Origin of the sequence: Acinetobacter sp. WU_MDCI_Abxe161 (assembly GCF_025514355.1) — a bacterium.
GTDB classification, from domain to species: domain Bacteria; phylum Pseudomonadota; class Gammaproteobacteria; order Pseudomonadales; family Moraxellaceae; genus Acinetobacter; species Acinetobacter pittii_E.
Genome location: NZ_JAHPTU010000003.1, coordinates 158397 through 180447, shown reverse-complemented (window position 1 = coordinate 180447; position 22051 = coordinate 158397). Strand labels below are relative to the sequence as shown.

Below are 22051 nucleotides of genomic sequence, written 5' to 3'. Positions count from 1 at the left end.
GCTTTTTATTAGTTTCTTTTGGTTTTAAATTTAAGTATTACAAATACAAGGATACCGACAATTAATCCCCAAAATGCTGAACCAATACCGAAAAATTGAATACCCGAAGCACTACATAAAAAGGTAAATAATGCAGCTTCACGTTCTTCAACTTGAGCAAAGGCAATTGCAACGTTGTGGCTAATCGTACCAAGTAAAGCAATGCCTGCCAAAGCTACAATAAAAATGTGAGGAAATGACATCAATAAACTTGTGAGTGTTGCAGCAAACAAGCCCATTAAGATGTAGAAAAATCCGCAGCTCATGCCCGCAATATAGCGTTTGTTGGGATCAGGATGAACTTGATCGTCTAAGCTTACCGCAGCACTAATGGCAGCAATATTTACGGTGTAACAACCAAAAGGGGCAAGCAAAGCTTGAGTTAAACCTGTCCAGCCAATGAGTTGGTTAACGTGTGGTTTATAGCCATAACTTTTGATCATGGCAATTCCCGGTAAATATTGCGAGGCCATATTAATCACAAACAGTGGTAAAGCTAAGCCCAACAGTGCCGACCAACTAAAGTCCGGGCTAATCCAAACAGGTTTTGCTAAAGACCACTGAAGTGTAGGCATATGAAATTCTAAAAAAACGGGGCAGAGGGCAATCCCTGCAATTGCGGTAAATACAATGCTGTAACGCGGCCACAATCTTTTTGTAATGACATAAATGCTAAGTAAGGACAAAATAAATGCCCAATCATTTTGTAAACTTGCGAAAAGTGAGATACCAAATTTGAGTAAGACCCCAGCAAGCATGGCACTGGTTAAGCTTTGAGGAATATATGACAAAGCTTTTTGAAAAATACCTGAAAAGCCCAAAATAGCAGTGAGTAAACCACCCACTAAAAAAGCACCAATCGCTTCATTTAAACTATATCCACTGCCTGTCGCCATAATTAAAGCAAGACCAGCGGTTGACCATGAAGTCGCTACGGGATATTTAAATTTCCAAGAAAGAATGAGTCCCGATAAGCCAATTCCTAGACCTAATGCCCAAAACCAAGAGGTAATCTGTTCAGGTGAAGCACCTAAAATTTGAGCCGCTTGAATGACTAAAACGGCCGAAACACTAATACCGATTAAAAAAGTAATAAAGCCAGCAAATACTGCCGGAATTGAAAAATCTTGAAGAATCTTTTGCATAATACGTGTTCTAAATCCAAGAAAAGTTTATAGGCTTCTGCCATTGCTTCCAGTTGGGGTGAATTTAACAATTTTTTTTAAGAAGGTGCTTTCTATTTTGAGCATAAAAAAGAAATAATATTTTTAAAATATTGAATAATGCTATTATTTATTTCGGAACTAATAATTAATTTGGGATATTATTTTATGGAAGAGCAAGCTGAAAATTTGACACCCCTTGAACTGAAAATTATGCGTGCTTTACAAGAAAATGGACGTTTAAGTAATGCTGAGTTGGCAAAACTTGTAGGCATTAGTACATCATCTTGTTGGAATCATACTCAGCGCCTTTTTAAGATTGGGGCCATCTTGGATGTTCGTGCTCGGATCAATCCCAATACCGTTCAACGTGGTACTGTGGTGTTAGTCGGTGTAGTTTTGGATCGTTCAACTCCTGATAGCTTTCAGGCTTTTGAACAAGCATCGGGTGATTTGGAAAATGTTTTAGAATGTTATCTGGTAGCTGGGGAAGTCGATTATTTTCTCAAAATCCGTGTTAAAGATTTAGCTGCGTTTAATCGATTTCATAGCGAAAAGATTATTGCTTTACCCGGTGTAAGACAAGTCAGAACATTTTTTGTGCTAAATGAAGTTAAAACTGATGGCATGCTGGCATTTTAATGGCTCATCATGCTTTAACTTTCTAATACAAAAACTGATAGAGTAAAATAATTAAATCGTTGAAGTTGCTAATTTTAAACCAAACCCAAAAAATAGAATTCCTACAAGAAAGATTCCGCTCGCCGCAATTTTATGGTTCTCTTTAAAAAATGCCGAGAGTTTGATGCCAGAGAAGATTAATGCAGTTAAATAACTAAAACTAATGATCTGTAAAATAATCGCTAAAATTAAAAAGCTCAGAGCAGGATAAGCGTAGTCTGGTTCAACAAATTGAACAAAGAAAGAGAGGAAAAATAAAATTGCTTTAGGATTGAGTAAACTGATACTAAGTGCTGTTTTATAAGGATGAATTTTATCTAAAGCGGGTAAATCGGCCATTTCTGGTTTACGTTGTTTACGTTGTTTCCAGCGTTGAATACTGCCTTGTAATAGTTTAAAGCCTAAGTAAGAAAGATAAAGTGCACCTGTTAATTTAAGAATAACAAATACCCATGGAAAGGCTTTAAGTAAAGAAGCAGCACCAAGCACTGTACACAGCATTAAAATAAGGTCACCGGTGAAAATACCGAATGCACCCATATATCCGGTTTTAATGCCGTAACGTGAAGCAATTGACATCACATAAAGAGAATTGGGTCCGGGCAATAACACAATTAGGAATGTACCAATAATATATGTTGTTAAGTCTGTTATGCCGAACACGAGAAACCCAATAAAAAACCGATTTTTGTTATGATAACAAAAATCGGTGATTTTGTATGAAAAGTGCAGTTTTTTAAGATTTTATTTCCGCATCAATTCCAAAAGACTGACGTAACAAAAGGCTTAATTGGTCACGTGCTTTGATAAAGCCATCAACACCACCTTGTAAAAGCTGGAATGCCATTAAGTCATGGTTAAGTTCATCTTTAAAGCTTTGTTCATCTTGCGCTGGTCGAACAATCGCTTCTGCTTGTTTTGCTTGAGAGGCATCAAGTGCCGCATCAACTGTACGTGTATCTTGCTCAAGTTGGGTAAGTAAACTTGGTGAGATCGTAAGTAAATCACATCCAGCAAGACCAAGTACTTGGTCGATGCTACGGAAGCTTGCACCCATCACTTGAGTTGGAATGTTTTGCTGTTTGTAATAGGTATAGATTTTCTTCACTGAAACGACACCTGGGTCTTTTTCGATTGGGTAAGCATCTACACCTTCAGCTTTTTTGTACCAATCTAAGATACGACCTACAAATGGCGAAATTAAAGTTACTTTTGCATCTGCACATGCTTGAGCTTGATGTAAACCGAAAAGGAGGGTGAGGTTACAAGCAATACCTTCAGCTTCTAATACTTTAGCAGCTTGAATACCCTCCCAAGTCGAAGCAATTTTAATCAGAATGCGTGACTGATCAATCCCATAACCTTTGTAAAGTTCACATAATTCATGTGCTTTTTGAATAGTTGCTTCAGTGTCATATGAAAGTGCCGCATCCACTTCTGTTGAAACTCGGCCTTCGATCAGTTTTAAAATTTCTACACCAAATTTTACGGTTAAGATATCAATGGTTCTTTCGATTAACTCATCATTGCTATAGCCTTCTTCTTTGGCTTGATAATAAGCATCTTCAATGAGCTCTTTACTTTCTGGTTGTTCTGCTGCTGCCGTAATCAATGAAGGATTAGTCGTCGCGTCTAATGGACGGAATTTACGAATTGCATCAAGGTCACTACTGTCGGCAACAACGGTCGTTAATGTTTTTAATTGGTCAAGTGCTGTATGAGTCATTGATATTCAACATCTTCAGTAATAAATCTTATGTTTTCTTTATAGCACAAAGTCTATTCATGCTGTCGATATATCAATTGTTATCTTTCAAAGAAAAACGTTTAGGTTCTGCATCTAAATTGAAATAATTTTAAGGCACCTGTTGTATTCTTTGCGTACGGATATACTCAATCAGATATCTAGCAGCGGCACCAAGTTCACTTTCCCGGCTCCAAACCAAGTCGACATAATATTCAAACCGTGGAGTGAAATCTAATAAATCCAATATTTTAAGTTTATTTTTTAATTCAGGGTTTTCTTTAAACATTTCTTGAGGAAGAACACCCCAACCTAGATTACGTAAAATCATTAAACAAGCAGAGTGGTGGTTGTCTGTACGCCAATAATGTTTTGAAAAAAGTAATTCAGGCTTTAAAGTCTCATCACGACTTGCGACTACAATTTGTCGTGTAGTGAGGATCTGCTCATAAGAAACCTGATTTTGGTTGGCTAGAGGATGGTTATTTGAAATAACCGGAATTAGAGCCTCACGTTTGAGCTCTACAAATTGTTCTCTATTATCTAAGTTCTCGCGTTCAAACATCAGTGCAAGTTGGGCAGACCCGTCCAATAGCATTTGGAGCGCATCTTCTTGAGGGGCAGACACAATATTAATTTGTAAGTCTGGAAAGCGACTCTCTAAGAGACAAATATAGTCTGTCCAATTGGTATGTAAAAGTTCGGACACAATCACTATAGTTAAATTAGCTTCTAACCCTGTACTTAATGCATGAGCATGTTGTTTCCATTGATTCATCTCAATCAAAAGCTGAGATGTCTTTTCATATAAAACTCGTGCTTCGTCAGTAGGGACGGGTTCACGGCCTTTACGGTCAAATAATGTTAAGTTCAGATCAATTTCTAAGTTGGCAATAGACATGCTTACAGCCGAAGGAACTTTGCCAAGTTTACGGGCTGCTGCAGAAAAAGAGCCAGTTTCAATCACAGCTTGAAACATGAGTAGTTGTTCTTGATTAATATTCATCTGTCAAAAAAACTGAAAGAACCTGATTGGATTAATCAATATTATAAAAATAAAATGCACATTATCCAAGTAATTATTGAGTATTTAAAAATGTTGATTTCCAAGAGAAGACTCATTCATGCAATCAGTTATGAAGGAATTTTATTGGTCATCATTGCGATTGCATTAAGTTTTATTTTTAATATGCCGATGGAAGTGACCGGAACACTCGGTGTGTTTATGGCAGTGGTTTCAGTTTTCTGGAATATGATTTTTAACCATTATTTCGAAAAAGTAGAGCATAAATATAATTGGGAAAGAACGATCCCTGTACGGATTTTACATGCGATTGGTTTTGAAGGCGGTTTGCTGATTGCGACTGTACCGATGATCGCCTATATGATGCAGATGAGTGTTATTGATGCATTTATTTTAGATATTGGCTTAACCTTATGTATTTTGGTTTATACCTTTATTTTCCAGTGGTGTTATGACCATATCGAAGATAAATTTTTCCCCGATGCTAAAGCTGCATCACTTCATTAAGCTAATCTATTGAAATGAAATAAGCACCCAGAAGGGTGCTTATTTTGTTAGTTCATTATAGAAATTATTTTTCTACAATCGCAACCACACCTTCACCACCTGCTGTACAGATTGAGATTAATGCGCGGCCTGAACCTTTTTGATTAATCAATTTAGCAGCAGTAGCTAAGATACGACCACCAGTTGCAGCAAATGGATGGCCTGCACCTAAAGATGAACCATTTACGTTTAGTTTAGAGCGATCGATTGAACCCAAAGGTGCATCTAAACCAAGACGTTCTTTACAGAATTTTTCATCTTCCCAAGCTTTCAAAGTAGATAACACTTGAGATGCGAATGCTTCATGGATTTCGTAGAAATCAAAATCTTGAAGTTTAAGATTCGCACGTTTAAGCATACGAGGTACTGCATAAGCAGGAGCCATCAATAAGCCTTCTTTAGGACCGTTCTTGCCAATGAAGTCAACAGCTGCTGTTTCAGAGAAAGAAAGGTAAGCTAAAACTTCATGACCGTTTTCTTTTGCCCATTCTTCAGAAGCAAGCAAGACAACAGAAGCACCGTCAGTTAACGGAGTTGAGTTACCAGCTGTCATTGTTGCAGTTTCGCCTTTACCGAAAACTGGTTTTAATTTAGCTAGCTTTTCAACTGTGCTGTCTGCACGTAAATTATTGTCACGGTTAAGACCTAAGAATGGAGTCATTAAGTCATCAAAGAAACCACGCTCATAAGCAGCAGCAAGTTTTTGATGGCTGCTAGCAGCTAACTCATCTTGTGCTTCGCGAGTGATACCCCATTCTAAAGCAGTGATTGCTTGGTGCTCACCCATTGAAAGGCCAGTACGTGGTTCACCATTACTTGGTGCATCAAGAAGCTTTTTAAAATCAATTTTTGTTAAAGCTTTAAGACGGTCTTTACCAGTTTTAGCAACATTGAGTTCAAGTAAAACTTTACGTAAACCATCACCTACAGCAATTGGTGCATCAGACGTGGTGTCTACACCACCAGCAATACCTACGTCAATTTGACCAAGTGCAATTTTGTTTGCAACAACAAAAGCTGCTTGTAAACCTGTACCACAAGCAATTTGAATGTCATAAGCAGGAGTTTCAGGAGCAAGATCTGTGCTCAATACAACTTCACGAGTCATGTTGAAGTCACGGCTATGTTTTAAAACAGCACCCGCAACAACTTCACCAATACGCTTACCTTGTAAATTAAAGCGCTCAACCAAACCGTTTAATGCTGCTGTCAGCATGTCAGAATTAGACGCTTTAAAATAAGCAGTATTTGAACGTGCAAATGGAATACGGTTGCCACCAATAATTGCAACGCGGCGAACAGTGTTTTGGCTCATGGTTTTATCCTGTTGAACAGAAGTTTTGGTTTTTGTTGCTTTTGGTTCTGCAGCTACATTTGAAGATGTAGAAGTAGTTGCTGTAGCGGCGCTCTTAGTACGAGGGCTACGTGCAGGTGCAGTCGTTGAACGAGTACGTGTCGTTTTTGGAGTATTAGTTGCTGCTTTAGGAGTAGTACTGTTACGCTTAGCTGTGTTAGAAGCCGGCTTTGATGTATTTGACACTTTTTCCTGAGCAGAATTTTCGACTGCTGGATTTTCTTGAGTTGGTTTGCTCATAAGGCTTTTCCAAGCATATTAACGATATTCTTATAAGCTACCTTAACACAATTCAAATAGACCTGTATTGACTCGAATGACATTGTAGATAGCATTCAGGTCAAGACATCAAAAGATGAACTCAAGTATGATTTGGGATGACTCTAATGAACGGCCGCTTTCATATTGTTCCTCTCCATTTCATAACATAATGAAGCCTGTCGTAGAAAATCATTTTTTTGAGAGATAATAATCATGACTGATCAATACCAAGCATTTACACAATCTCCTATTGGTAAATTCGTTGTCAAAAATCTGGGTTTACCATCACCTGTTGTATTAGAGCGTTTTGAAAGTGCTCAGCCAGTAGTGAATGGTGCAGTATTGGTTGGCGCAGCGCCGTCAAGTGTATTGTCTGGTGCGATTGCACAAGTACTTAGCAATATTCATGCAGATAGCTATGTAGGTAATCATGTTGCATTACAGCAAGAAGCTGCAAAAGTTGGTTTAAATTTACGCCCATTTAATGCAGGCGATAAAGAATCAAAATTCAAAGCAGTGGTATTCGATGCGTCTGGTATCCAAAACTCAGAACAGTTAAATGAACTTTATAAATTCTTTAACCCGATTGCACGTCAAGTTGCGACTTCAGGTCGTGTGATTGTTATTGGTACAACACCTGAAACTGCAAAAACTGTAAAACAGGCGATTGCTCAGCGTGCACTTGAAGGCTTTATCAAATCTGTAGGTAAAGAATTTAAAAAGGGTATTACTGCTCAAGTTGTCTATGTAGATGAAGGCGCTGCTGCAAACCTTGAATCAACTTTACGTTTCTTACTTTCTCCACGTTCAGCTTATGTGTCTGGTCAAGTAATTCGTGTTTCTAAAGCAGATGTAGTTGATGTTGATTGGGCAAAACCGCTTGCTGGTAAAACTGCGTTGGTAACAGGTGCGAGCCGTGGTATCGGTGAAGCAATTGCACATGTATTGGCACGTGACGGCGCGCATGTTATTTGTTTAGATGTACCACAGCAACAAGCTGATCTTGACCGTGTAGCTGCTGATATTGGTGGCTCTACATTGGCAATTGACATTACAGCTGCTGATGCGGGCGAAAAAATTAAAGCTGCTGCTGCAAAACAAGGTGGTTTAGATATTATCGTTCATAACGCGGGTATTACTCGTGACAAAACTTTGGCAAACATGAAGCCAGAGCTTTGGGACTTGGTAATTAACATTAACTTGTCTGCTGCTGAACGCGTAAATGACTACTTGCTAGAAAATGATGGTCTAAATGCAAATGGCCGCATTGTTTGTGTATCATCAATCAGTGGTATTGCTGGTAACCTTGGTCAAACCAACTATGCTGCATCAAAAGCAGGTGTAATTGGCCTAGTGAAATTTACTGCACCTATTCTAAAAAATGGTATTACCATCAACGCAGTAGCTCCTGGGTTTATTGAGACACAAATGACAGCTGCGATTCCATTTGCAATTCGTGAAGCTGGCCGCCGTATGAACTCGATGCAACAAGGTGGTTTACCTGTTGATGTAGCAGAAACGATTGCATGGTTTGCATCAACTGCTTCTACAGGCGTAAATGGCAACGTTGTACGTGTGTGTGGTCAAAGCTTGTTGGGCGCTTAAGCACTTTTAGCGAAATAGGGGTGCTTGTGCATCCCTTTTTTATTCAAGAATCTATAAATTATAAAAGGTTAGGTATGAATACTCGTCATTTTAGCCAGCTACCAAAAGCGGCATTGGCTTACCCAAAAGTAGTACAAGGTTTAATTTTTAAAAAGCCTAAAGGCCCAAAAATCTTACCGCAAGTTGAATATGTGGTTGATGCTCTAGAAATTGATCAGAATCATCTCAAAGCGTATAACGAAGTATGTGGTTTTAAAAATAATGGCTTTGTACCAGCAATTTATTTGGCTGTGCTTTCTCAAAGTTTGCAAATGCATATGATGACGGCAGAAGCCTTTCCATTTCCAATTTTAGGTTTAGTGCATATCCGCAACCAGATTAAACAGACTAAACCAATTGGTGTAACTGAAAAACTAACTTTGTCATGCAAATTTGGGGAGCTAAAACCGCATGATAAAGGTGTTCAGTTTGACTTTATTACCACAGCAAAAGTTGGTAATGAAGTGGTGATGGAGGGCTTAACCACTTATTTATCTCGCCAAAAAGTCGAGAAAAGAGTGGGTGAGAAAGCTAAAGAAGAACAAGCACCTTCTTATGCTCCAAAAGCCCAGTGGGATATTTTAGAAAACACTGGCCGCCGTTACGCAAAAGTGTCTGGTGATTTTAACTTAATTCATATCCATGCCATCACAGCAAAAGCATTTGGTTTTAAACAAGCAATTGCTCATGGTATGTGGAGCAAAGCAAAAGCTTTAGCGAATCTTGAATTACCAAATGCTTATGAAGCAGATGTGTGGTTTAAGCTGCCAATGTTCTTGCCATCAAAAGTTGAGTTTTTAACTGCCAATGCAGACAAAAAGACTGATTTCTTGATTCGTAATGCGAAATCACAAAAACCGCATGTTGCAGGAACAGTAAAAGCATTATAAAAATATCAGCAGCCTAAGCAAATGTTTGGGCTGCTTTTAAGCAAAATAACAAAAAATGCAAGGAACTTCATGTGATTAAAGAAATTTTACTGGCCGATACCCATAACTATCACGGTATTTTAGATGAACGTTTTATTGATTTAGCTCACCAGTTCAGCCGTCTTCAAGATGCTAGAACAGGACAAGGTGGAGCTGCTTTAGCGGTTTATTTTAGAGGCCAAAAAGTTGTAGATATCTACACCGGTCTTCAATCACAAAATGAAGCTTGGCAACCCGATACCTTGGCAGTTTGCTACTCTACAGGTAAAGGTGTACTTGCAACTTTAGCGCATATTTTAGTAAGTGAAGGTTTTTTAGAATACGACAAACCGATTGCGACCTATTGGCCTGAGTTTGCTCAAAATGGAAAAGAGCAAATGACATTGCGCCATGTGCTAAGCCATCAAAGCGGCATGTTTGATGTTCGAAATATTATCGAAAGTGCGAGAGAAATGCTTGACTGGTCACATATGTTAGATGTGGTTGCGGCGACTAAGCCTAGATTCCTTGCGGGAGCGGGTAATGCCTACCAAGCTTTAACATTTGGTTGGCTAGTGGGTGGTGTACTCGAAAAAGCAACTGGTCAATCTCTAGATCAGCTCATGCAAAAATATCTGGTTGAACCTTTGCAGTTAGATGGTGCTTACTTTGGAACCCCTGTAAGCGAGTTAGATCGTGTAGCACGTTTAATAATTCAACCGAAACCAGAAAAACCAGCGTCTACTCAAGCTGAAAAACCTAAAAAGCCTCAGCCCCGTAAAAGTTCACTTTCTGAAAAAATGATTACGTGGACTGGACAAGACCCGCAAGATTTTCAGGATGCTATGATTCCAAAAGGAATGAAGCATTTTAGTTTCTTTAGTGATGAAGGATTACAAGCTGTTATTCCAGCGGCGAACGGCACGTTTACTGCAAATAGTCTTGCTAAAATTTATGCGATGCTGGCAAATCAAGGCGAATGGGATGGGCAGCAATTGATTCGCCCAGAAGTATTTAAAGAGCTTAGTGCTATTCAAAGTTATGCACGTGATCGTGTCATGCCAATTCCGATGAATTGGCGTTTAGGCTATCACCGTATTATTACCATGGGTAAACGCGCTAAAAATGGCTTTGGACATATTGGTTACAATGGTTCAGGGGCGTGGTGCGATCCTGAGCGTGATCTTAGCTTTGCCTATACTCACAACTTCCAGATTGGTTCAATCACCGGTGATTACCGTTTATGGGGACTGACTCAAGAAGCCTTACGGTGTACCGACCAAATTTTAAAAGGCCGTAAAGGCTGGTTCTAATTTTAATATTTTAAAGCTGGTATTTTTAAGCAATGCCAGCTCAATATTTATAATAATTCTAGGCGAATAATCGCTTCGGTATGGCGCTTGAAGTCTTCTTCAGCTAAACCTTGTAATCCAAGTTGATAAATACCTTCTAATCCGCAGACAAAGGCAATGAGTCGCCATGCAATGTCTGTTGAGTTGGATATGTTTTTAAATTCACCTTGTTGTTTGCCACATTCAATGGCCTGCACAATCGTTTCATGCCAACTCTGCATAGCAAGGTTATAAGCCTTTCGTATTTCAATATCTTGTTCAATTAAGAGTTCAGCTTCATTCCATAGGCGTAGGTAGGGCTGAAGTCTATCGATGTTTTCTGCACCCAATAAAATGAAGACCCTTTGAAATTGGCTAGTTGTTTTTAAGGTTTGTTCAATTTCATCAAGCTGTTCCATCAGCTTTAAAAACGCTTCAGCTTTTAAATGAGATGCCGAAGAAAAATGATGATGAACTTGTCCTGTGGATGTTTGTGCTTCTGTTGCGATTCGACGTACCGTCATGGCTGCAAAACCTTCAGCCAAAGCAACGTGCATGGCGGCTTGCAGAATCATTTCTCTGCGTTGATCGCGATTAAGATAGGCCATGTTTATTTCACCTGACTGAATTCGACACAAACTACATTAAAATTAAAAGTTGGACAAGTATCCAGTTGTGTATATAATAACCATAATTTGAACACATGTCCAAGTTTTGGATATCGAAGAGCATTATGCAAAAGAAATGGTTAATCCTGACAATTATTGTCCTTATATATTTACCAGTTACGATTGACGCAACAGTGATGCATGTTGCAACACCATCTTTAAGTGCAGCATTGAATTTAACTGCCAATCAGCTTTTATGGATCATTGATATTTATTCACTGATTATGGCAGGGTTGATTTTGCCAATGGGTGCACTCGGTGATCGTATTGGCTTTAAAAAATTATTATTTATTGGAACCGCAGTTTTTGGTGTTGGTTCGCTAGCTGCTGCCTTTTCTCCAACTGCCTACGCCCTAATTGCTTCCCGTGCTGTTTTGGGGTTAGGGGCAGCGATGCTTATTCCTGCCACTTTATCTGGTATTCGTAATGCTTTTACCGAAGAAAAGCAGAGAAATTTTGCACTTGGGCTTTGGTCTACAGTAGGTGGTGGAGGGGCAGCTTTCGGTCCATTGGTAGGTGGTTTTGTACTAGAACATTTTCATTGGGGAGCCGTGTTCCTCATTAACATTCCAATTATTTTAGTGGTTTTGCTCATGATCGTGATGATCATTCCTAAACAACAAGAGAAAACCGATCAGCCTATTAACTTAGAGCAAGCTTTAATCTTGGTTGTAGCAATTTTAAGTCTTATCTATTCAATCAAATCGGCTATGTATAACTTCTCGGTACTTACGGTTGTGATGTTCGTAGTGGGTATAAGCACATTAATTCACTTCATTCGAAGCCAAAAAAGAAGTACGACGCCAATGATTGATCTGGAGTTATTTAAACATCCAGTGATTTCTACCAGCATTGTCATGGCTGTTGTTTCGATGATTGCTTTGGTTGGGTTCGAATTACTCTTGTCTCAAGAGTTGCAGTTTGTACATGGATTTTCGCCCTTACAGGCAGCGATGTTTATTATCCCATTCATGATTGCAATCAGTTTAGGTGGTCCACTCGCAGGAATCTGTTTAAATAAATGGGGACTTAGACTTGTATCTACTGTTGGTATTTTAATAAGTGGATTTAGTCTATGGGGGCTTGCTCAGCTTAATTTCTCGACCGATCACTTTTTAGCATGGACGTGTATGGTCTTTTTAGGCTTTAGCATTGAAATTGCCTTACTGGCTTCCACCGCTGCCATTATGTCATCTGTACCGCCTCAAAAAGCGAGTGCAGCAGGTGCTATTGAAGGGATGGCCTATGAACTTGGCGCTGGTTTAGGTGTCGCTATTTTTGGTTTAATGTTGTCTTGGTTCTACAGTCGTTCAATTGTTCTGCCAGCCGAGCTTCCGTCAGACTTAATTGAAAAAGCGAGTATTTCTATTGGTGAAACCATGCAATTAGCATCTAATCTTGAAAACCCTTTGGGTGGACAATTAATTGCAGTTGCACAGCAAGCTTTTAGCTATGCACATAGTTGGGTGCTTACCATCTCAGCCATTTGCTTCTTCCTTTTAACTGTATTTGTCTGGTTTAGTTTTCCAAAGAAAGTAAATTAGAATATTTCGTAGTATTTAAAGTTTCGGTAGACAGTTTTTCCGAAACTTTAAAATTCATTGATAGTTCAGACAAATGGTGTAGTTCGCAGTTTATCTGTACGGATATGAGCTTTATGCGTTCACTCTCTTTTAAAAACAAAGTATGCTTATGCCTGTAACAAGGAGCATACATGTATCAAGTACTTGCTAGAAAATACCGTCCACGTAATTTCAATGAGTTAGTGGGGCAAAACCACGTTTCTCGTGCATTAAGCAGTGCATTGGAACGCGGTCGACTTCACCATGCTTATTTATTTACAGGAACGCGTGGTGTAGGTAAAACTACAATTGCACGTATTTTAGCTAAGTGCTTGAACTGTGAAACAGGTGTGACTTCTACGCCATGTGAAGTTTGCGCAACGTGTAAAGCGGTAAATGAAGGCCGCTTTATTGATCTGATCGAAATCGATGCTGCTTCAAGAACTAAAGTAGAAGATACGCGTGAACTTTTAGACAACGTTCCTTATGCGCCAACGCAAGGTCGTTTTAAAGTTTACTTGATTGACGAAGTACATATGCTATCAACGCATTCTTTTAATGCGTTATTAAAAACACTAGAAGAACCACCAGAACACGTTAAGTTTTTGTTTGCAACTACAGACCCGCAAAAGCTGCCAATTACTGTTATTTCACGTTGTCTGCAATTTACCTTACGACCTTTAGCTGTAGATGAAATTACTAAGCATCTCGGGGCTATTCTTGAAAAAGAACAGATTACTGCTGACCAAGATGCAATTTGGCAAATTGCCGAATCTGCTCAAGGTTCATTACGTGATGCATTATCTTTAACTGACCAAGCGATTGCTTATGGACAGGGTGCGGTACATCACCAAGATGTTAAAGAAATGCTTGGCTTGATTGATCGCACCATTATTTATGATTTGATTTTAGCGATTCATCAGAACCAACGTGAAAAAGTCAGTCAGCTTTTACTGCAGTTTAGACATCAAGCGCTAGATGTTTCACTGGTGCTGGATCAGTTGATTTCGACATTGCATGAATTGGCAATTTTACAATATCTACCTGATTTGAGTTTGAAATATAGCGATGAAATCAATCGCAAAATCATGCAGCTGTCTAAGCTGATTTCTGCTCAAGATTTGCAGCTTTACTATCAGATCGCATGTAAAGGACGTTCAGACTTGCAGCTTGCCGTAACGCAAGAGCAAGGTTTTGAAATGTGCGTTTTACGCTTATTGGCATTCCGTCCTTTAGCGCCTAATGAAATTGTAGCGTCAGAGCCAGTTCAGCAAAATGGGCAAGCAGTGGTAGCTTTGAGTCAACAGACTCAGCCCACAGCTCAGGAGATTACTCCAGTAAATACTGTTCAGCCTGTTGAAGTTATTAGTCAACCCGCTATGGTTGAACCTGAACCTGAACCTGAACCTGAACCTGAACCTGAACCTGAACCTGAACCTGAACCTGAACCTGAACCACAGTCTAATCAGGATTTAATGGTATTCGACCCAAATCATCATGAGCTGATTGGGCTTGAGTCAGCAGCTGTTCAAGAAACAGTTAGTGTTCTGGAAGAAGATTTCATTCCAGTACCAGAGCAAAAGTTAATACAAGTTCAGGTAGAAACCCAAGCCAAACAAATTGAATCTGAACCAGCTTTCTCTGCTGAACCTCAAGGTTTGTTTGAATCATCTAGCGCTGAATTTTCTCTTGGTCAAGATGCGCCTATAGCTCATGATTTGCCTTCTGAACTTGTTGTTGAACAACAGTCATTAGTGCAGTCTGAAGTTATTGAAACAGTTGCCGTTGTAAAAGACTCTAGCGCAACTGATAACGGGCAGCTTATGCCTCAAGATATCTTGAAGCTTTCTCCTCAAGTTTTGGAAGGTGAGTGGACGCTTGAAAAATGGGAATATTGGTTTAGAAATAGCCAGCTTTCTCCAGCGGTTCAAGAACTTGCTCAGCATGGTGTGATGACCGGTGAAATTGGCGGCAATACTGTTTTCCATATTCCTCAAGAATATGAAAATATGCTGACGCAATTACAACAAGGGCTTATTGATGCATTAAATGGACAATGGCCGAATACTCAATTTACAGTTGAATATGGTGCTTTAAATACATCTACACCCTACACCATTCAAAGTGCACGTAAAGAAAAGGCGTTTCACAGAGCAGCTGAGCTATTACAGCAACAGCCAGTCATTAAGAGTCTCATAGAAACTTTTGATGGCGAACTGCAAAATATTCAATTAAAGCCTTAAATTCATTTAAGTTTTGATCTGGTGGAGAATATGAAAATCTTAGAGTTTTCATATTCTTCATTGGATTGAAATATTCAAGTCATGTCACTGTCATTGTACTTTTCTATGTTAGCCATTTTAGATTTTAAATGGATTGTACATAGCGATGAAAAGGCAATGCACTGGAATAAATTGTTTTAAATATTCATATTTTTTATTAATCGGCGCGATTCTGCTGAGTGGTTGTAACGACTCATCAAATGATAATTCAAATACGCCAGATACAGGTAAAAAGCCTGTAATGCGCTGTGCCCCATAAACTTAAATAATAAAAAGAACCTGATCATGATTACACGCCGTAAATTTTTAAATTACTCTTTAAATATGGGTTTTGGTGCTGCGGCATTAGCGGCTTTCCCATCGAGTATTCAAAAAGCTTTAGCAATTCCTGCAAACAATAAAACTGGCACCATTCAGGATGTCGAACACGTTATTATCTTAATGCAGGAAAACCGATCTTTTGACCATTACTTTGGAACATTAAAAGGTGTTCGAGGTTTTGCTGATCGTTTTACGATTCCTTTGCCTAGTGGCCGTCGTGTTTGGGAGCAGCTTAGAAGCAATGAACAAGTTTTAACGCCTTTTCATTTGGATGGAACGGCCAATAATGCACAGCGTGCAGATGGGACGCCCCATACATGGAATGACAGTCAGTTGGCTTGGGACAATGGGCGTATGGCGAACTGGCCAACCCACAAAACTGATATCTCCATGGGCTATTTTAAAGAAAAAGAAATTCCATATCAGTTTGCACTTGCGAATGCCTTTACGATTTGTGATGCCTACCATTGTTCTATGCATACAGGAACAGATGCAAATCGATCTTATCATTTGACGGGTACCAATGGTGCAACACCGACCAAGCGTTCATTTGTAAACAATGAGTGGGACTGGATTGATGGTAACCCAGCGACGGCAGATCGTGGTTATACATGGAAGACCTATGCCGAGCGTTTAGAAGAAGCAGGCATAAGCTGGATTTGTTATCAAAATATGCCAGATGAATGGGGCGATAATATGCTTGGGGCATTTCGTACGTTTAGAAAGGCGAACATTGCTTCTGGCTATCCAGTTTCAAGCGGTGGTGAGCCGAATAAACCATATGCCGATACGGGTCAAAAGCTACCGTATAAAGCCTATGATGCTACGACCGATAATGCCAAAAACCCATTGTACAAAGGCATTGCAAATACGTTGCCGGGTAATAAACCAGAAGAATATCTTGATGCTTTTAAACGAGACATTCGTGAGGGTAAGTTACCGCAAGTCTCGTGGATTAATGCACCCTCAATTTATTGTGAACATCCGGATCCTTCAAGCCCAGTTCAAGGGGCATGGTTTATTCAAGAAATTATTGACGCGTTAACTGCGGTGCCTGAAGTCTGGAGTAAAACTGCACTCATTATCAATTTCGATGAAAATGATGGTTACTTTGACCATGTGCCATCACCATCAGCGCCATCTCGTCTTAAAAATGGTCAGTACGCTGGAAAATCAACATTAAGCAGTGCTGATATGCAGGACGAATATTTTGACCATGCTGCACCTGAGGGAAGCCATTCTCAGCCTACACCTGATGGACGAGTTTATGGTCCGGGTCCGCGTGTCCCGTTATATGTGATTTCTCCATGGAGCCGTGGTGGTTGGGTTAACTCGCAAGTTTTTGACCATACTTCCGTGCTCATGTTTTTAGAAAAACGTTTTGGAGTAAAAGAGCCGAATATCAGTCCATATCGCCGTGCAGTGTGTGGTGATTTAACCAGTGCATTTAACTTTAAAACACCAAATGCAGATGTTTTACCGCAGCTGAACGGTAAACAAACCCGTGTGCAGGCAGATGAGTTAAGAGAAAACCAAGAAGCTCTGCCAGCTGTTCCCATACCGACAGATATTAAGTTACCGATTCAGCAAAGTGGTATACGTCTGTCACGTGCGCTACCTTACGAGCTGCACACCAGCGCGCGCTGTAAAGCGGATAGTAAGGTACAATTGATATTCTCTAATACGGGTACGCAAGCAGCGGTTTTCCACGTATATGACAAGCTCAACTTAGACCGTATTCCAAAGCGTTATATTGTCGAGCCGAATAAAACTCTAGATGATGAATGGGATGCTTTAAAAGATAATTTAGGTCGTTACGACTTATGGGTACTCAGTCCAAATGGCTACCATCGTCATTTTAAAGGAGATACTCAACGTATTGTCGATAGTGGTGTTAAACCTGAAATTCGAGTGTGTTATGACATTGCCAACGGTGATGTGTATGTAGAACTCATGAATGAAGGAACTAAGGATGCAATATTGACGGTAAAACCTTGTGCATACCGCCAAGATGCACCGTTACAACTGACCGTAAAAGCGGGACAGGTCGTTAAACAACATTGGTCGTTAGCTGACGTAGGACATTGGTATGATTTTGAAATCACCAGTCAAAGTGATCCGTATTATTACCGACGTTTTGCTGGTCGAGTTGAGACGGGTGAAGACTCCTTTAGTGATCCTGCAATGATATAAGTAGAGAGAGGCAAAAAGAGTAGTTTATTTTCTTTTTGCCCTGTTTTTTATAATAAATAACTTTCTAAAACCTCACGAACTGTCTCAGAAATAGGTACAGTTTTACGCGTTTCGCGATCAACAAACACATGAACAAAATGTCCTTGAGCTGACGCTTGGTCTTGACCTTGTTTAAAGATTGCCAATTCATAGCGTAAAGATGTCGTGCCGATTTTCCCAATCGCAACACCCACTTGAATAATTTCTGGAAATGACAATTCCTGATTAAAGCTACAAGCTGAATCGACGACTAACCCAATTGATTTTGCTTCATGAATATCAAAACCTGTTTTTTGAATCAGTAACGCATTGGCTGCTGTATCAAAATAGCTATAGTAAGTCACATTATTCACATGACCATAAATATCGTTATCTGCCCAACGCGTTTGAATGTCTAAAAAGAACTTAAATTGATCACGGGTTTTTAAAACGGGTTTAGTCATCAATGAATCGCCTGATAAATTGCCAAAGCAGCGGCTTCTGTCATGTCACGTGGGTTATTTTGTAGTAAGCGGGTTTGCAACATGGCATCTTGAGCAAGTCTAGGTAAGCTAGACTCATCAATACCCAGATCTCTAAGTTTTAAAGTCAAACCACTACGGTCTAAATGGTTTTGCATATGATCAATAAACAGATCACATAGACCATCGGTGCTGCCATTGCTATATGGATCTAACCATTGCATAAGCTCTGCATAATATTGTTTAGCATGTGGTGCATTAAATTTTAATACTTCAACCAATACTAAGGCATTGGTGTGACCATGCGAAAGATGAAAATGTCCACCCAGTGGATAAGCTAAAGCATGTACCGCAGCAACGGGCGAGTTTGCAAATGCCTGACCTGCAAGCATTGAGCCGAACAGCATATTTTGCCTTGCTTCCAAATCATTACCGTTCTTAAGAACTTTCGGTAAGTTATGATTTAGTAGCTTGAGTGCATGTTTGGCTAAAATATCGGTATATATATTTTTTTTGTGCTTAGAAGTATATGCCTCAATGGCATGCACCATCGCATCAATACCTGTCGCAGCAGTAATATGGGCTGGAAGGTTTTGAGTAAAGGTGGCATCAAGAATTGCTGTGTCGGCATACAGTACTGGAGAAACAATCCCCATTTTTGTCGTTTCACCAGTGGTCACAATTGAGATTGGCGTTACTTCTGAGCCAGTACCAGCCGTAGTCGGAATTAAAATAAGCGGAAGGCGAGTTGTGGTGACCTGATTTACACCATACATCTCTTGCAAATGTTGAGTTTGGTTGGGGTGTGCGAGTAAAGCAATTACTTTTGCAACGTCCAAAGAGCTACCACCACCGAAACCAATAATGACATCGACATTTTGCTGTTTTGCATAATTGGCTGCATCTAAAACCACTTGTTCTGGTGGGTCAGCCTGCACATCCGCATAAATGACATATTCAAGATTGAGGGTATCTAAAATTTGAAGGATGGGACGGTGTAATTGATTTTTAACCATACCCGCATCAGTGACCAGCAATAACTTACGGTAAGTTTTTGAGGACAATATATTCTGTAATTCTTGTATAGAGCCTAAGCCAGAGATGATATTTGGAACAGTTTGAAATTGAAAATGGCTCATATACATTATTTCCTTATTTTTGAACATTATTGTTGAATGGTTCTATAAGATTCAATCTCCAAATAAGTTAGCATAAGACACTTTAAAATAAAGCATTCTCGTAAGGTGATTTTATAGCTCAGGATTTAAACCAGCAAAAGCAAATTTAGATTGCAAAAAACTCCGCTAACTATCGACTAATGGCGGGGTTTTTTATTATTAAGTATTTCTGTAATATCAATTTGATAGTATAAGCAGGGAAAAATGCCAAATAATCAGGATTAATAATCAAAAAGAGGGAGCTGACTTTATAAACTTATGTTTACAAAGTTTTGGTTATAAGTTTTTGAATTAATTTGTTTTTTATTAATAGTGGGTGTGTGGGAATTATCCAGTTGTAAAGTTGGAAATATAACCAAATACGTATTTCCTGTTTTTTAGAGGTTAGATGTCTTTTTCGTTAGGACCATTTCTGATTGAGACGGGGAAAACAAGGTCTTTTTATTATTAAGAAAAAACATAATTTTTTGAGGTGGAATTTAAATAGTGATGTACACAATTAGATATGTTCATCGGAACAATACTTACTATATCGCTTCGAACAACGAAGGAAATTTTATTATTCTTGAGTCACTTGACTCGGAGTTTCGCATGGGGCATCAAATTTCATATGATGGTGAAAAAGTATTTAACCTGACACTAAATGATGAAACAGATGCAGTCATTAAACTGGAGAGTAACGAAAAAGGCGCATATGAGTACTTACATTCAGTTAAGTAAATAAGCTTTTTTATTCTTAAGTATTTCTGTAAGATCCCCGAGTTGCTTTAAACAACAATAAACCTTAATGATCAGCGCAAAAGTCATAAGGGGAAAGCCTACTTGAAAGAGTAGGCTTTTTTTATATCGTGTCTCGAGTTCTTCGAAATGGCTGAGTCATAAGAAAGGATAAAAGATCAGATAGTTTATCGACCGATTTATCAACTTTTAATCTATTGATAAACATTATTTTCCTTTTCAACCCATGTGAGTTTTGACAAAATGCAACAAGTCACATGGTCAATGCGGTTGTCACAAATTTATAGTTTGTTAAGATTTTGCGTGCACCCAATTTATTTTTATTTAATTCAAAAGTTTGGATGTAATTTCTAATGGAAACACAATATAAGGTGTTATGTGTCTGTTTAGGAAATATTTGCCGTTCTCCCACGGCTGAGGTGGTTTTTAGACATTATTGTGATGCACATCAACTCAGTGTCATTGTCGATTCAGCTGGAACAAGTAATTATCATCCAAATAAAGCGCCTGATCAGCGCAGTCAGTTGCATGCTAAAAAAAGAGGCTATGACTTATCGACTTTACGAGCAAGACAACTTTCAACTCAAGACTTTTTAGAGTTTGATTTGATTTTGGCAATGGATCATCAAAATTTTGAAGATATTCATGAAGTACTGCAAAGAGCAGTCTCACAATTTGGCGCTCATCAAATTCGTGCAAAAGTAGCTTTAATGAGTGAGCATGATCCTGAATATCCACAACAAGCGTTGCCAGATCCTTATTATGGCGGTGCGGATGGCTTTGAACGTGTACTCAATCAATGTGAGTCTAGTAGTTTGGCGTGGGTTAATATTTTAAAAAAACAATTGAATGTTTAAGAATAGGTTTTTCAACACAATGCAAATTCAGAATCAAGTACAGCTTAAGCCATTCAATACCTTAAGTTTAGATGCAACCGTTTCTCACTATACTAAAGTTGCCAATATTCACGATATTGAAGAAGCTTTAGATTTTGCAGAGCAGCATCAGTTAAATGTACTTGTATTATCGGGCGGTAGTAATATGTTGTTGCCGCAGCAGATCAATGCTTTAGTTATTCATCTTGATATTCAGGGAATTGAAGTTTTATCGAACAATCATGATTTTGTTCGGGTTAAGGTTGGTGCAGGCCAAGTCTGGCATGATTTTGTTTTATACAGCACTGAGCAAAACTGGTTTGGTTTGCAAAATCTTGCACTTATTCCAGGCTTAGTTGGCGCTTCTCCCGTACAAAATATTGGGGCTTATGGGGTAGAGGTGGGTGAGTTTATTGAGTCAGTACAAGTGTATGACCGCAATTTAAAGCAAACTCAAACAATTTTAGCGGCTGACTGCCATTTCGCCTACCGCCATAGTATTTTTAAAGATGATCCGAACCGTTATATTATTACGCATGTCACTTTTAAATTACTTAAACAGCCACACTTAAAACTTAATTATGGCGATTTGAAACAAGCAGTTGGAGATAATCAGACTGCTGAAAATTTACAGAATCAGGTCATCCATATTCGCCAAAGTAAGCTTCCTGATCCAAAAGAATATCCAAATGTAGGTAGTTTCTTTAAAAATCCGATTGTTAGTCCTCAAGAGTTTGAGCGCTTAGTCACACAATTCTCAACAATTCCTCATTATCCTCAAGCGAATGGAAACGTTAAAATTGCAGCAGGATGGTTAATTGATCAGGCGGGTTGGAAAGGGAAGCAACTCGATATGGTGGGGATGTTCCATAAACAGGCATTAGTTTTGGTGAATTATGCCAATGCATCTCTTACTGATGTAAAGAAAACTTATCAGGCTGTACAACATGATGTTGATCAGCGTTTCCATATTATGTTAGAACCAGAGCCTGTGCTTTATAACAGTTTAGGTTTAATTGAAAATCATACGGAATAGTTT

Annotated in this window: 19 protein-coding genes; 11 read left to right on the top strand and 8 right to left on the bottom strand. The window is 39.0% G+C overall.

Going from position 1 to position 22051, the window contains the following annotated elements; all coding sequences use genetic code 11:
• Nucleotides 1-8: 8 nt before the first annotated feature.
• Nucleotides 9-1184 carry a benzoate/H(+) symporter BenE family transporter gene (locus KTI78_RS04600; RefSeq protein WP_224991270.1) on the bottom strand — a complete coding sequence of 392 codons (1176 nt, stop codon included), beginning with the start codon at nt 1182-1184 and terminating at the stop codon, nt 9-11.
• Between the two features lie 186 nt (nt 1185-1370).
• Here KTI78_RS04600 and KTI78_RS04595 point away from each other — a divergent pair, with 186 nt between their 5' ends.
• Nucleotides 1371-1844, top strand: coding sequence for an Lrp/AsnC family transcriptional regulator (locus tag KTI78_RS04595; RefSeq protein ID WP_016140663.1), 474 nt, complete (start codon nt 1371-1373; stop codon nt 1842-1844).
• Between the two features lie 51 nt (nt 1845-1895).
• Here KTI78_RS04595 and leuE read toward each other — a convergent pair whose 3' ends face one another.
• From leuE to KTI78_RS04580, 3 genes are all read right to left on the bottom strand, one after another.
• A complete protein-coding gene (gene leuE, locus KTI78_RS04590) occupies nt 1896-2546 on the bottom strand; it encodes a leucine efflux protein LeuE (protein WP_262445340.1) in 651 nt (216 codons plus the stop codon).
• 73 nt (nt 2547-2619) lie between these two features.
• The gene (gene tal, locus KTI78_RS04585) at nt 2620-3609 is read right to left on the bottom strand and encodes a transaldolase (protein ID WP_016145719.1); all 990 of its coding nucleotides are present in this window, start codon (nt 3607-3609) and stop codon (nt 2620-2622) included.
• A gap of 130 nt (nt 3610-3739) precedes the next feature.
• Entirely contained in the window at nt 3740-4633 is an 894-nt protein-coding gene (locus tag KTI78_RS04580) for a LysR family transcriptional regulator (RefSeq protein WP_262445339.1), read from the bottom strand.
• A 90-nt stretch (nt 4634-4723) separates the two neighbouring features.
• Here KTI78_RS04580 and aceI point away from each other — a divergent pair, with 90 nt between their 5' ends.
• Nucleotides 4724-5158 (top strand): chlorhexidine efflux PACE transporter AceI, encoded by a 435-nt coding sequence (gene aceI / locus KTI78_RS04575; protein WP_057074615.1) that lies wholly within the window; start codon nt 4724-4726, stop codon nt 5156-5158.
• A gap of 64 nt (nt 5159-5222) precedes the next feature.
• Here aceI and KTI78_RS04570 read toward each other — a convergent pair whose 3' ends face one another.
• A complete protein-coding gene (locus KTI78_RS04570; RefSeq protein ID WP_262445338.1) occupies nt 5223-6791 on the bottom strand; it encodes an acetyl-CoA C-acetyltransferase in 1569 nt (522 codons plus the stop codon).
• 234 nt (nt 6792-7025) lie between these two features.
• Between KTI78_RS04570 and KTI78_RS04565 the strand changes: the two genes are divergently transcribed.
• From KTI78_RS04565 to KTI78_RS04555, 3 genes are all read left to right on the top strand, one after another.
• On the top strand, nt 7026-8417 hold the full coding sequence (locus tag KTI78_RS04565) for a 3-oxoacyl-ACP reductase (RefSeq protein WP_224991267.1): 1392 nt from the start codon (nt 7026-7028) through the stop codon (nt 8415-8417).
• Nucleotides 8418-8491: 74 nt separating this feature from the next.
• The gene (locus tag KTI78_RS04560) at nt 8492-9346 is read left to right on the top strand and encodes a MaoC family dehydratase (RefSeq protein WP_262445337.1); all 855 of its coding nucleotides are present in this window, start codon (nt 8492-8494) and stop codon (nt 9344-9346) included.
• A 71-nt stretch (nt 9347-9417) separates the two neighbouring features.
• Nucleotides 9418-10677 (top strand): serine hydrolase domain-containing protein, encoded by a 1260-nt coding sequence (locus KTI78_RS04555; RefSeq protein ID WP_262445336.1) that lies wholly within the window; start codon nt 9418-9420, stop codon nt 10675-10677.
• A 47-nt stretch (nt 10678-10724) separates the two neighbouring features.
• Here the strand turns inward: KTI78_RS04555 and KTI78_RS04550 are convergent, their stop codons facing one another.
• Nucleotides 10725-11303 carry a TetR family transcriptional regulator gene (locus KTI78_RS04550; protein ID WP_262445335.1) on the bottom strand — a complete coding sequence of 193 codons (579 nt, stop codon included), beginning with the start codon at nt 11301-11303 and terminating at the stop codon, nt 10725-10727.
• Nucleotides 11304-11428: 125 nt separating this feature from the next.
• Here KTI78_RS04550 and amvA point away from each other — a divergent pair, with 125 nt between their 5' ends.
• The 3 genes from amvA (at nt 11429) to KTI78_RS04535 (ending at nt 17721) form a co-directional block, all read left to right on the top strand.
• Complete coding sequence (amvA, locus tag KTI78_RS04545; protein ID WP_262445334.1) at nt 11429-12907, top strand: multidrug efflux MFS transporter AmvA; 1479 nt, start codon at nt 11429-11431, stop codon at nt 12905-12907.
• A 170-nt stretch (nt 12908-13077) separates the two neighbouring features.
• Nucleotides 13078-15168 (top strand): DNA polymerase III subunit gamma/tau, encoded by a 2091-nt coding sequence (locus KTI78_RS04540; protein WP_262445333.1) that lies wholly within the window; start codon nt 13078-13080, stop codon nt 15166-15168.
• 324 nt (nt 15169-15492) lie between these two features.
• Nucleotides 15493-17721: a phosphocholine-specific phospholipase C gene (locus tag KTI78_RS04535; RefSeq protein ID WP_262445331.1), complete on the top strand. Its 2229-nt coding sequence runs from the start codon at nt 15493-15495 to the stop codon at nt 17719-17721.
• Nucleotides 17722-17768: 47 nt separating this feature from the next.
• On the opposite strand, the gene KTI78_RS04530 is transcribed toward KTI78_RS04535, so the two are convergent.
• Both KTI78_RS04530 and KTI78_RS04525 read right to left on the bottom strand, forming a co-directional pair.
• Nucleotides 17769-18203 (bottom strand): acyl-CoA thioesterase, encoded by a 435-nt coding sequence (locus KTI78_RS04530; RefSeq protein WP_262445330.1) that lies wholly within the window; start codon nt 18201-18203, stop codon nt 17769-17771.
• On the bottom strand, nt 18203-19360 hold the full coding sequence (locus KTI78_RS04525) for an iron-containing alcohol dehydrogenase (RefSeq protein ID WP_262445329.1): 1158 nt from the start codon (nt 19358-19360) through the stop codon (nt 18203-18205). The genes KTI78_RS04530 and KTI78_RS04525 overlap by 1 nt, the downstream gene beginning before the upstream one ends.
• A gap of 528 nt (nt 19361-19888) precedes the next feature.
• On the opposite strand from KTI78_RS04525, the gene KTI78_RS04520 reads away from it, so the two are divergent.
• From KTI78_RS04520 to murB, 3 genes are all read left to right on the top strand, one after another.
• Nucleotides 19889-20119 (top strand): hypothetical protein, encoded by a 231-nt coding sequence (locus KTI78_RS04520; RefSeq protein WP_005068773.1) that lies wholly within the window; start codon nt 19889-19891, stop codon nt 20117-20119.
• A gap of 371 nt (nt 20120-20490) precedes the next feature.
• Nucleotides 20491-20994, top strand: a complete 504-nt coding sequence (locus tag KTI78_RS04515; protein ID WP_016140679.1) for a low molecular weight protein-tyrosine-phosphatase — start codon at nt 20491-20493, stop codon at nt 20992-20994.
• Nucleotides 20995-21013: 19 nt separating this feature from the next.
• Nucleotides 21014-22048 carry a UDP-N-acetylmuramate dehydrogenase gene (murB, locus tag KTI78_RS04510; protein ID WP_224991258.1) on the top strand — a complete coding sequence of 345 codons (1035 nt, stop codon included), beginning with the start codon at nt 21014-21016 and terminating at the stop codon, nt 22046-22048.
• Nucleotides 22049-22051: the final 3 nt, after the last annotated feature.

Bases quoted from the DNA above. Each gene is read 5' to 3' on its own strand.
- KTI78_RS04550 (WP_262445335.1), bottom strand. From the start codon at position 11,303: ATGGCCTATCTTAATCGCGATCAACGCAGAGAAATGATTCTGCAAGCC.
- KTI78_RS04600 (WP_224991270.1), bottom strand. From the start codon at position 1,184: ATGCAAAAGATTCTTCAAGATTTTTCAATTCCGGCAGTATTTGCTGGC.
- KTI78_RS04540 (WP_262445333.1), top strand. From the start codon at position 13,078: ATGTATCAAGTACTTGCTAGAAAATACCGTCCACGTAATTTCAATGAG.
- tal (WP_016145719.1), bottom strand. From the start codon at position 3,609: ATGACTCATACAGCACTTGACCAATTAAAAACATTAACGACCGTTGTT.
- KTI78_RS04535 (WP_262445331.1), top strand. From the start codon at position 15,493: ATGATTACACGCCGTAAATTTTTAAATTACTCTTTAAATATGGGTTTT.
- murB (WP_224991258.1), top strand. From the start codon at position 21,014: ATGCAAATTCAGAATCAAGTACAGCTTAAGCCATTCAATACCTTAAGT.
- KTI78_RS04580 (WP_262445339.1), bottom strand. From the start codon at position 4,633: ATGAATATTAATCAAGAACAACTACTCATGTTTCAAGCTGTGATTGAA.
- KTI78_RS04530 (WP_262445330.1), bottom strand. From the start codon at position 18,203: ATGACTAAACCCGTTTTAAAAACCCGTGATCAATTTAAGTTCTTTTTA.
- KTI78_RS04560 (WP_262445337.1), top strand. From the start codon at position 8,492: ATGAATACTCGTCATTTTAGCCAGCTACCAAAAGCGGCATTGGCTTAC.
- aceI (WP_057074615.1), top strand. From the start codon at position 4,724: ATGTTGATTTCCAAGAGAAGACTCATTCATGCAATCAGTTATGAAGGA.
- amvA (WP_262445334.1), top strand. From the start codon at position 11,429: ATGCAAAAGAAATGGTTAATCCTGACAATTATTGTCCTTATATATTTA.
- KTI78_RS04520 (WP_005068773.1), top strand. From the start codon at position 19,889: ATGTACACAATTAGATATGTTCATCGGAACAATACTTACTATATCGCT.
- KTI78_RS04570 (WP_262445338.1), bottom strand. From the start codon at position 6,791: ATGAGCAAACCAACTCAAGAAAATCCAGCAGTCGAAAATTCTGCTCAG.
- KTI78_RS04595 (WP_016140663.1), top strand. From the start codon at position 1,371: ATGGAAGAGCAAGCTGAAAATTTGACACCCCTTGAACTGAAAATTATG.
- KTI78_RS04515 (WP_016140679.1), top strand. From the start codon at position 20,491: ATGGAAACACAATATAAGGTGTTATGTGTCTGTTTAGGAAATATTTGC.
- KTI78_RS04565 (WP_224991267.1), top strand. From the start codon at position 7,026: ATGACTGATCAATACCAAGCATTTACACAATCTCCTATTGGTAAATTC.
- KTI78_RS04525 (WP_262445329.1), bottom strand. From the start codon at position 19,360: ATGAGCCATTTTCAATTTCAAACTGTTCCAAATATCATCTCTGGCTTA.